This window comes from Fusibacter sp. (genome assembly GCF_057447755.1).
The window spans coordinates 1-3,551 of record NZ_JBVBZF010000357.1; the positions used below are offsets into that span (position 1 = coordinate 1).

The following is a 3,551-nucleotide window of genomic DNA, read 5'->3' on the forward strand; positions in this document are numbered from 1 at the left end:
GTAAAAGGAACCGCAATTCTTAGGATTGCTACAATCTTTTTAAAGGTCTCATCGTCTATTAATGAATTGAACTCCACCATTTCCATTCCTTCAGCCTTTTTAATACGTGGCACGGAAATCGTATGGAAGCCTACACCATAATTGTCTTCTAGATGCTGATTGTGCATCATGAGTGCCAAGACTTCAAATTTATAATCTGCAAGACCAAAGAGGACCCCTGCGCCAACATCATCAACGCCACCCTGCATTGATCTATCAAAAGCAGTTAAATGATATTCATAATCTCCCTTTAAGCACTTTGGATGCATCTCTTCATACGTTGGCTTATGATATGTTTCTTGGAATAAGATATAAGTACCAATATCAGCAGCCTTAAGTTTTGAATAATTTTCAATTGTCGTTGAAGCAATGTTTACATTGATACGTCTAATATTGCTCTTTTCGCTCGCTTCACTATAAATTGTTTTCATTGCATTTAAAATATAATCAATATCACAATTAACTGGATCTTCGCCAGCCTCTAGTGCAATTCTTTTATGTCCCATCTTTTCAAGAATTCTAACTTCAGATCTGATTTCCTCTTCTGTTAATTTTCTTCTTGCAAACTTATTTTCACGTTTGTAACCGCAATATTTACAGTTGTTTACGCAATAATCACTTACATATAAAGGCGCAAATATGACAACTCTATTTCCATAAATTTCACTTTTAATCTTCTCAGCGATTTTATAAATTTGTGTTACATGTTCTTCAGATTCAGCTTGCAATAAAATAGCAATTTCTTCGTAAGATAAGCCTTTCTTTTCACCTGCTTTTCTGATAACGCTTTGAATTTCATCGTTTGAAGCATTTTTAGCATTTTCTAATATCTGTGCTATTAATTCATGATTGATAAAATTTGCTTCAGTGTAATTATGATCGTTGTACTTCATAAGTTTGCCTCCATTTTCCATTGTGAATTATGCATCAACAGACTTTTTCGAAATAGATGTTTTAACTGAAACGTTTTTAAGGTTTCCAAGCTTTCCGGTTAATCCATTAATCTCATCGATTTCACCAATCACTATAATTGTGATGACTGAAATGCCATATTGATCAAAGGGAATACCCGTTCTGCCTCTTACAATGCCCTTAAACTCTGAAATAATCTCATTAAATCTACTTTGAACGCCCTGTGCATCCTCTAGTATTGCGCTAATAACCGCTATTTTCTTAGTCATTTTTACCTCCCAAAACAAAATTGTTAATTATATGCCTATTATTCAACAGAACATTAAAAAAACCTTCTCAAAGAGAAGGTCATATCATAACAATAATGTTTAATCATGATTGATTACTTCCTTTCAGATTAGAATCTCTTCTCTGTTAGGCCGGTAAAAATTGTTAGACAAAAATCACAAGAAAACTTTGTTCTCATAATTTTTGAATTCATTTGTTAATATCTTATCAATCATTGATTAAACTGTCAAGTCTCTTTACAAATATTTTAAAATTTAATGATATGTGCTTGATTTCTACCTATGCGTTTCGACGCATAAAGGGCATTATCAGCACTCTTAAGAAGCAAATCTTCATCAAGCATAGGATTGTAATTTTCAAATAATGCCGCTCCCACACTGACGGTTATAACATTGTCTACGCCAACATCTTTATTGGGAATGCCAAGCTGCTTAACACCTGAAAGTATGCCTCCAGTCAATGCCTTGATCTCCGAATAATTTGTTTCTTTTAAAATAATCAAAAATTCATCCCCACCAAACCTATAAATATATGGCGTGTACTGTACTGCCTCATTTTGAATAATCTGCGAAATTTTCTTCAAGGCCACATCACCATCAAGATGACCATATTTATCATTATACTCTTTAAAAAAATCGATATCACATAAAATCGTTGCAATATGAGTTTGATTAATAAGGGCATGATTCAATATTTTTATAATGTCTTCATTTAAAGCATTTCGGTTTAGCAGTTCACTTAATCCATCCCTTCGGGAGATTTCTTCAAGTGTTTTATTCATGACGTGCATCTGTTCACTTTTAAGTGCATTTGTAATCGCAATAGAAATATAAGATGAAAAAACACGAATCATTTCAAGTTCATAATGATTAAAGCCATTCCTTTCATATTTCTGCAAGGAAAACACACCAATAACTTCCTTGTCATTAATTAAGGGGACATAAAATACAGATTCATATGGTACAACAATTTCAGGAAAGTTAACATCAAGTGACTCAAAATCATTGAGTTTTAACTGACTGTAGAAATTTGTATAAACTTCTTTTTTATTCCTAATCGTCCAAGCGGCTAAACTGCTTTTATTACTAACTTCAATGTCATACGAAAAGGTAATTTCATTATCGTGATACATGGTTCTACGTGTAATTAACCCATTGGGCTCATCATAAAGGGCAATTACAATCGCATCACATGAAATAAAACTAATTAACTTTTGAATGATTAATTTGATTAAAGCATCATAATCTTGTTCCTTAGAAATATCCTTGGATACTTCGTGAATAAATCGCATATTTTCAAATAAACGTTCATTATTTTCATGTATTTTTTGAACCAATTCAACTTCAGTCTTTTCAGATAATTGAAATATACTTGCTTCATAAATGTTATGCATCAATTGTTCATCGTATTCAACCAGCTTTCGATAACTTTCGAACCCCTCTTTAGTGAGTTCCAAAATTTCAGCTAACTCACAACTGGTTTTAAGCGCTTCTCTAAGGATTTCATGATCTTCAATTTTCTCAGAAGTTTCAACCACGCTTTGGCATAGTTCGAAAGCTTCTCGATGCATTTTGTTTTGGGATAGTTGCTTAACGCGTTCAAACTTAACATCATTTAACCCTGCAGCATCTTGATCTTTTTCAAAGAGCATTTCAGCTATATTCAGTTCATTTTCAGCCTCCGAAATAAGTGATAACATTCTGAGATACTTGCTAAATACGATGTGATAAAGGCCCTTTAGATCTCTTTTGGTATTTAAGCACTCTTTCATGATTTCAATATAATAGGGCACTTCATCTAAACGATTTAATTCTAATAGCAAATCAATTATATTATATGCAACTAAATATTTTGCCCTAATATTATATTCCTTGAGGGCCAATTCAAATGCTTCTTTATAATAATCAATTGCCTTTTCTTTCATGCCCATATCACTATAAATAATGGCGATGTTATTAAAAATTACGCTTTTATAATTTAGCTTTTGATTAACATCATCTGTTAAACGAAGAGCTTGATGATAATAATCAAGTGCCAGTGCATACCGTCCAACCTGACTATGAACTCTTCCCAAGATATTAAAGATTTTAAGGTCTAGGCTCACATCTTCAAACCCTCTAGACAGGTGCATGGCCTTAAGGCCAAGGTCATGAGCTTTGGAGATATCCCCAATTAATAACAATTCATACGCGTAGTTTATTTTTGTTCTGGCTTTTGAATAATCGTCATCAATTGGCTCAAGCATCTCCAGTAATGTCTCTAATTTTTCTAATTTTTCTCTATGGGAAATGTGATCATCATTTTCAACCTGA

At 32.9% G+C, this 3,551-nt stretch carries 3 protein-coding genes; all 3 read right to left on the minus strand.

The annotated features are described in order from the left end of the window. A partial coding sequence (gene hydG, locus AC220I_RS20070) for a [FeFe] hydrogenase H-cluster radical SAM maturase HydG (protein ID WP_486725644.1) occupies positions 1–932 on the minus strand: 932 nt, incomplete at its 3' end. A 27-nt stretch (positions 933–959) separates the two neighbouring features. After that, the gene (locus AC220I_RS20075; protein ID WP_486725645.1) at positions 960–1,220 is read right to left on the minus strand and encodes a TM1266 family iron-only hydrogenase system putative regulator; all 261 of its coding nucleotides are present in this window, start codon (positions 1,218–1,220) and stop codon (positions 960–962) included. 266 nt (positions 1,221–1,486) lie between these two features. Then, positions 1,487–3,551: sensor domain-containing diguanylate cyclase (locus AC220I_RS20080; RefSeq protein WP_486725646.1), on the minus strand; the 2,065-nt coding region annotated here is incomplete at its 5' end.

Bases quoted from the DNA above. Each gene is read 5' to 3' on its own strand.
- AC220I_RS20075 (WP_486725645.1), bottom strand. From the start codon at position 1,220: ATGACTAAGAAAATAGCGGTTATTAGCGCAATACTAGAGGATGCACAG.